General features: G+C 37.8%; 5 protein-coding genes. 1 reads left to right on the forward strand and 4 read right to left on the reverse strand.

Annotated elements, in window-relative coordinates:
- The 4 genes from RMX98_RS31660 to RMX98_RS31675 form a co-directional block, all read right to left on the reverse strand.
- Positions 1-1,212 carry a glycosyltransferase gene (locus tag RMX98_RS31660; RefSeq protein WP_322679355.1) on the reverse strand — a complete coding sequence of 404 codons (1,212 nt, stop codon included), beginning with the start codon at positions 1,210-1,212 and terminating at the stop codon, positions 1-3.
- A 4-nt stretch (positions 1,213-1,216) separates the two neighbouring features.
- Positions 1,217-3,466 (reverse strand): ATP-binding cassette domain-containing protein, encoded by a 2,250-nt coding sequence (locus RMX98_RS31665; protein WP_322679356.1) that lies wholly within the window; start codon positions 3,464-3,466, stop codon positions 1,217-1,219.
- 173 nt (positions 3,467-3,639) lie between these two features.
- Entirely contained in the window at positions 3,640-4,803 is a 1,164-nt protein-coding gene (locus tag RMX98_RS31670) for a glycosyltransferase family 4 protein (RefSeq protein WP_322679357.1), read from the reverse strand.
- Between the two features lie 11 nt (positions 4,804-4,814).
- Positions 4,815-5,654 (reverse strand): hypothetical protein, encoded by an 840-nt coding sequence (locus RMX98_RS31675; RefSeq protein WP_322679358.1) that lies wholly within the window; start codon positions 5,652-5,654, stop codon positions 4,815-4,817.
- A gap of 637 nt (positions 5,655-6,291) precedes the next feature.
- On the opposite strand from RMX98_RS31675, the gene gloB reads away from it, so the two are divergent.
- The gene (gene gloB, locus RMX98_RS31680; protein ID WP_322679387.1) at positions 6,292-7,065 is read left to right on the forward strand and encodes a hydroxyacylglutathione hydrolase; all 774 of its coding nucleotides are present in this window, start codon (positions 6,292-6,294) and stop codon (positions 7,063-7,065) included.
- The last annotated feature ends 91 nt before the right edge of the window (positions 7,066-7,156 follow it).

A 7,156-nucleotide genomic window follows, 5' to 3' on the forward strand; every position in this document is an offset into this window, starting at 1 on the left:
TTACACAATAAGTTGAGGCAGCAGAGATTCATCAACATAACTAAGGATTTTTGCTGCTCGATTTTCCCAGGAAAACTGCTTGACAAACTCGATACTATCTGGATAGCCTTCTATCTTTCTGGGATGAGTTTCTAAAACCCGCTTCAGACTTTCGGAAAATTCGCTGGGGTTATCTGGTTCACACCAAGCAGCGATCGCTTGGGTATCTTGAAACTCAACTAATGATGGAATCTTCGTCGAGACAATAGGAGTTCCAGAGGCGAAGTAGTCAAACAGCTTTAGGGGAGATGTGAAAGTTGCCGCTTTTCCCGAACAATGAGGGTGAGCTAAAACATCGGCTGCTTGTAGCAAAGATGCTAACTCATTATGTAAAACGTATCCCAAAAATTTAATATTATGAACCTGTTTTTCTTTTGCTAATTGCTGATAATCCTCTACTTCTTTTGCCTTACCACCTGCACAGGCAAATTGTACATTCGGCATTTCTTTAGCCACATCAATTAGTACATCAATACCTTTAAATTGCAGTAGCGCTCCCGCATAAACTACCAATTTTTGGCTTTCGTCTTGCAATAGTTTTTGACGCCATTCTGCTGCTTTTTCTGGTTGTCTCTCCATAAATAAACGATTAAAACCATTGTGCAGCTTAATCACTTTTTCTGGTGGCATCCCATTTTTAATCATGCTTTCGCGGATGGTATCTACAACGGTGACAGCAATTTGTAACAGTGGATTTTTAACAATTTCTGGCTCAAATGGCTTGTCTTCGTGGTGGTGATGTTCGTAAATTGCAGGAAGGCCATTTTTGATAGCAGCTTTTACAAAATTCCAGTTGCGACTGTGGACAAGTTTGGTACTCGGAAGTATGTGAAATGGTAAGTAATATTTGCTGGCAATGGTATTAGAGTCAGTAAATTTACTCCGAAAATGGTCAATTGGCCAAGGCATCGGCAAAGGAGCAACTTTTAATTTGTCATGGAGGTTGTAATATTTAATAAGTTCTATTGGTGTTTTTCTTGGTTGAAAAGGACGAGCTAAATTAATTGGGTTAATAGTTTTTGGTTTTTTGTCAGGGTATACCAAAACTGTTGAGTATCCCAAATTAGCGGCGGCGTTAGCGGCATTTGTAGACTGCACTAGATGAGCTTCTGGCTGTGGCAACTCTTCACCAATGAAGAAAATGTAGTGCTTTTTTAAATCAGGATTTTTCATAAATTTAGATATTAATACTATTCTCAAATTTTTCTAAATTATCTAGCAGATATATAGCAGATTCATAACTTTCATGAATTAATCCATTTTGTTCTTCTGTAGTGGATATCAAATTATCAGCTAGAGAGCGAAGAGAGCTAAGTATGAGGTTAAGAGAAGTCCGAAACTCAACGGAGATATGATTAAAGGTTTGATAATGGTTACTGATAATATTTTGATTTTGGTCAGAAATTGAGAGCATTTGCCCCTTGATTTGTAAGTTAATAACATCTTCAAAAACATCAATAGTATTGAGAATTCTCCAAGCTGATTTATAAGAGTCTTCAATTAATTCGTGCCGTTCTTGGGAATCGTCTACCAAATCATCAAGTAATAAGCGTAGAAAACCAATCATCGAGTTCATCTGCGTCCGAATTTCGTGAGAGATGCGGAGCAAGCTTTGATTGTGTTTGGCAGCACTTTCAGGACGAGGAGCAAATTGCATTGAGTACAAACGTGAGTAGTAGCCACCCTTTTGTAAAAGTTCTTCATGGGTTCCCACTTCTACCACCTGTCCTTGATCTAATACGGCTATTTGATTGGCTTTTTGGACTGTGGAAAGACGGTGAGCAATTACCAGGGTGGTGCGATCGCGACTCAATTCATCGAGTGCAGCTTGTACTAAACGTTCAGAAACGGTATCTAAAGCGCTGGTGGCTTCATCTAGAATTAAAATTTCGGGATTTTGAAGGAGGGCGCGGGCGATCGCTAATCTTTGCCTTTGTCCACCAGATAACATGACGCCGCGATCGCCTATCAAGGTGTCAAATCCTTGAGGTAATTTGCTAATAAATTCATAAGCATTTGCCCGCTTGGCTGCTGTCAGAATTTCATCCTCAGTAGCCTCTGGCCGCCCATAAGCGATGTTATTCTGCACCGAGTCATTGAAAAGAAAGGTATCTTGACTAACAATTCCCATCCGCTTTCGCAGGGATATCACATCGAACTCCCGCAAATCGATGCCGTCAATGGTAATACTGCCTGCGATCGGGTCATAAAATCTCGGTAAAAGGTCTGCCAAAGTGGATTTTCCAGCACCAGAACCGCCTACCAATGCTAAAGTTGTGCCACGTGGTAAATATAAATTCACATCTTTGAGTACCAATTTCTCATAACCAGGGTAAGCAAAGCAAAGAGAATTAAAAGACACTCCCTCTTCTAATTTTACGTAGGGAAGCTTACCTTTACTCATGAACGGCTTATCGTCTAGGCTTAAAAACTCATTGGTAACATCCACGCTGGCGGCGGTACTGGCAAAGTTGCTGCGAATAGTATTTAGCTGAGAAATCAATGGTAGTACTCGCAGTAGCACTAATAAATATGTCAGTAGTACAGTAGAAAGAGAAGAAACTTGGCTAGCAAAGAAGGTTTTACTCAAAAGTACAATCAGGAGCAAAGCTGTAATCCCCATTACCTCACTTAGGGGTGTAATTACTTCCGAATTAACCTGAGATTGGAAATCTGCTAACTCGCGATCGCGAATTAACTTTTTAATCCGTTGATATTCTTTCTCTTCATTTCCCGTTGCCTTTACCAGCCTAATTCCATTCAAGGTTTCCAGTACAGAGATTGAGTAGGCTCTAGACATCTCACTAAGCTGCTTCCCAAAATTTTTAGACCGGGAAATAGCATATTGATTTACCAACGTCACCAACGACAGCAAAAATGTAGCAGCAATTGTCAACGGCCAAGAAATTGACAGCAATATACCAACAAAAACTAAAATTGTGATTCCCAGGATAATTATCTTGACTGTACTACCTATAGCGCTTGCAGACCGACCAATTTCTCCACCTAGACGGTTGATTAAATCACCAACTTTCGTCTTGGCGTAATAATCTAGATCAATTTCTAGTAATAACCTTAATCCAGTTTCGCGCATATCCGAGGTTAGCTTTCTGGTTAAAGAACTCGATGTTAATGAACTGGCATAAGTAGCTAAATTTTTTAAAATAATTGTAAATATAATCGCTCCAGCCATTACTAATATTCGGTATTTTTCTGGAGTATTGTCAAAGGGAGATATCATCGCTTTTAAAATGGGAGGCGCAGTATTTAAATCTACTTCTTGACCCACAATTTTCAAAATAACTGGCACAATTAAAGCTGTGCTAATCCCATTAAACAAACCTCCCGAAAATCCTAACAATATTGTCAGCAGAATCAAACCTGGATAAGGTTTAGCGAATCTTAGTAGTAGTTTTCTGGTAGACATTGGGTATTTTTAGGCCAATTTAACTTATTAATATTATTCACAAATTAGTTGCTAAAAAAAGCTAATCATCAAATAAATACAGCACTCCGTTACAAGGTAGTGGAGAAAAAAATCTGATTAAGATTTGGTTGGGTTCCTAATCCCCAGTCTCATGGCCCACACCCAATCAAGATTCAAAACCGAGCAATTACTGACTTGAGCGTGGAAGCCATAGCTTCTATGCTATAGTGTTTCACACATCTTTCTCTTGCCTTGATACCTTGCTGGTCTGCTGACTCTAAATTTTGAAAAATAAATTGAATTTGTTCAGCAATCTGTTCAGGACAAGCAGGCTCGACTAAATAACCAGTATTACCTAAAATTTTGGGAATATCTCCAACGCGCGTTGATAATACAGGTTTAGCCATTGCCATTCCATCTGTCAACTTCAGAGGAAATTGAGCACGAGTTTCTGAGGTATCTCGTTGGGGAACAACTACAATGTGAGCTGCTGCTACTAAATCAGGCATAACATCAGCTGGATACTTTGGTAATTTGATAATCCAGCGTCCCCACTTTTGTTGAAGTTGTTGATCGTAATCATCATAAGGACTACCACCTACAATCACTAGTCTTAAGTCTGGCTGATTAATTTTATCCAGCGCCATGAGAACATCTTCTAGACCTTTATAAGGTCTTGGCGCACCAGGAAACATTAAAATACGATATTCAGATAAACCATAACGATTTCTGCTGGACTCAGCATCATATCGAGTGGGATCAAATAAAGAAATATCTTTACCATTTGGAACAAATGTACCGCCAAAACGCTGCTGTAAAAATTCAGTATGCACCGTCACAGCATCAGCGTAATTTACCAAACCTTCCATCCATTTCACATACAAAGGATGATAAGGATTCCTAAGTGCGCCGTCTGGTTTTAATAACTCCCTAGCTAATTGTTTAGGTGTGGGACGATAATGCCAGTCATCGCCACCGTACCAACTAAGTTCCCAATCATCTATGTCTAAAATTAACGGTTTGAGGCTAAATATTTTTTTAAGTAGGGCAACTCCAAAACTTGCTATTTGTGGTTTGATAGCGTAAATTATATCTCCATTAATTTTTGGTAAAATTTTGTTAACTTCTCCAAAAAAATCTGGAAAACTTTTGCCCGGTAAATTATAAACGTTTAATTCTGATGGTAAATTTCGATATAAATTATTTCCAAATAAAAAACCCATAACTTCAACTTCATATTCTAAACTTTTTAAGGCTGTTGCTATCAAGTATGCACGCAAAAGAGCTGCACTTGATAAATCTGAAACCAACAGCGATATTTTGGAAAATTTTTTCACGATTTTTATACTTATTTAGTGCGCCAAGGATTTGTAACTTGATTTGGTAGAAATACTTGAGCAAATCTGTCAAAAACCCTTGTGTATAAAGAACGGGTAATATTCTTAGCATACTGGGGGCGATAAGGATAGGTACAATGAAGAACTTTAATTTGATCCTGAATATTATAAGCATCTTGCCACTTACTGAGATAATTATAGGTAGGTGGTAAGATTTTTTTATGAGGACGTACAGATGCGATCGCAGATGCAAAAGCTCCTTGATCTTTTAGAAGTAACTTATCTTGGTTATTTTTGACAATCTCAAAAAAACGTTTAAATTCTTCAAAAAATACTTTGGTTACTTCTGTTTTCCGAAAAGCCATAAAACCGCCATTATACTGCACACTATCCGCTTGTAATGGTAAACCTACAGATTGCAGAATTGGCAAAACATTTGGTAAAAGGTCTTCTTGCTTTCCACGCAACAAATTTGTAGCTTTCAGAATGGATGGTTGCACATCTTCAGTTAACAGAAAATCATATTCATCCAAATATTCAAATACGTCATTGATATCGGAAAGTAAACAAATATCTGAATCTAAGTAAATCGTTTTATCAAACTCAGAGGCTGCATATAGAGCCAGTTTTGCTTGCCGTGATGCTAAAACAGTATTTTCATTCGCCGGGGCAGGCTTTAAAATTACATTTTTAAAAGCCTTTAATAACGGATAGAGTACTACCGGTACTTGGTCAATTAAAATAATTATCGGCTCTTGATGAAACTTCCTAATCGCCGCTAAAAAATGAATACAATCTTGAAAAGAGTAAAGTCCGGTTAAAATGGTAATAAATCCTCTTGTGGAATTCATAAAATAGCTCACATAAAGAGTTAATGGAAAAGCTTTTGTACTTTTTAAACTTAAATATTCAACACTTTTACTGATATTAGCTTCAATATTAAACGCTTCATCGATTAAGCTATATACTACTTGATATGGACTATTCGTATCATTAGCATAGGAAATTACAAAAACCAGAGTGGATAGCTTAAATGGCGTATATTTTAATAACTTCCTAAATTTTGATTTACTTTTATTATAAATACAAGGATATTTATAGTTTGATATTCAACAAATACTTAAAGCTTTCAAAAAAAATGTATATAATTAATGTATTGTCAAAAAAATACATTTTTATAATCCCTTTTTTTGACAGGATAAATCTAAATTTATATCTTTAAATCCAAAAACAATAGAATAAATGTAACTTTTTATTTGCGGTTATTACCAGAGAAATTTCACTGAGAAATTCAGATTGCTTTTGCTTTTATTAAGTGTATCTACCGGAGAACTATAGTAATATATTATCATGCTGAATATTGAGTTATGGCTAGATTATATCAAGTATTTATACTGGATGTAGCTGATGCAAGTAGCCTTGTGACTCGATGAGTCTTAAGATTATTAATGAATGTTAAACATATATGTTGTGAGGGAGGCAGAGGTAATGCAGGTAATCCGTCTGGAAGCACTCTCAGACAACTACATATTTTTGTTACACGATCGTAAACAAAATATCGCTGCTGTTGTCGATCCAGCAGAATCCCAACCAGTATTAAAGAAACTGGCAGAATTAAAAGCTGAGTTGGTAGCAATTTTCAACACCCACCATCATAACGATCATGTGGGTGGTAATAAGCAATTAATAGAAGAATTTCCTCAACTGATAGTTTATGGAGGAGCCGAGGATCGTGGTAGAATTCCCGGACAGCAGGTGTTTTTGCAACAAGGCGATCGCGTCCAGTTTGCAGACCGCATAGGTGAAGTTATCTTCGTCCCCGGACATACCCGCGCTCACATCGCTTACTACTTTCCCCCCGAAAAAGCTGGTGAAACAGGCGATTTATTTTGCGGCGATACCTTATTTTCTGGTGGTTGCGGTCGCTTGTTTGAAGGAACACCAACCCAAATGGTGGAGTCTTTAAGCAAACTGCGTTCTCTACCAAATGATACATATATCTGGTGTGCCCACGAATACACCTTAAACAATCTGCAATTTGCTCTAACTGTAGATGGCGACAATGCCGACTTACAAAAACGCTTCAATGAAGTGAAGACTTACCGTAGTCGAGGAGAAGCTACCATACCATCGCGGCTGGGAGTGGAGAAGCGAACCAATCCCTTTTTGCGTTGGGATCAACCATCATTACAATCAACCGTTAAGGGTAGTGATGGCGTGGAAACCTTTGCGCGGATACGGGAAATGAAAAATAACTTTTAGGTATTGGGTATTGTGAATGGGGAAAGGGAAAGGGGTAAGGGGAAAAGGGGAAAGATTAAATTTATTCCTTTTCCCTTTAACCTTTAACCTT

Source organism: Nostoc sp. DedQUE02 (genome assembly GCF_034531035.1).
Lineage (GTDB): Bacteria > Cyanobacteriota > Cyanobacteriia > Cyanobacteriales > Nostocaceae > Nostoc.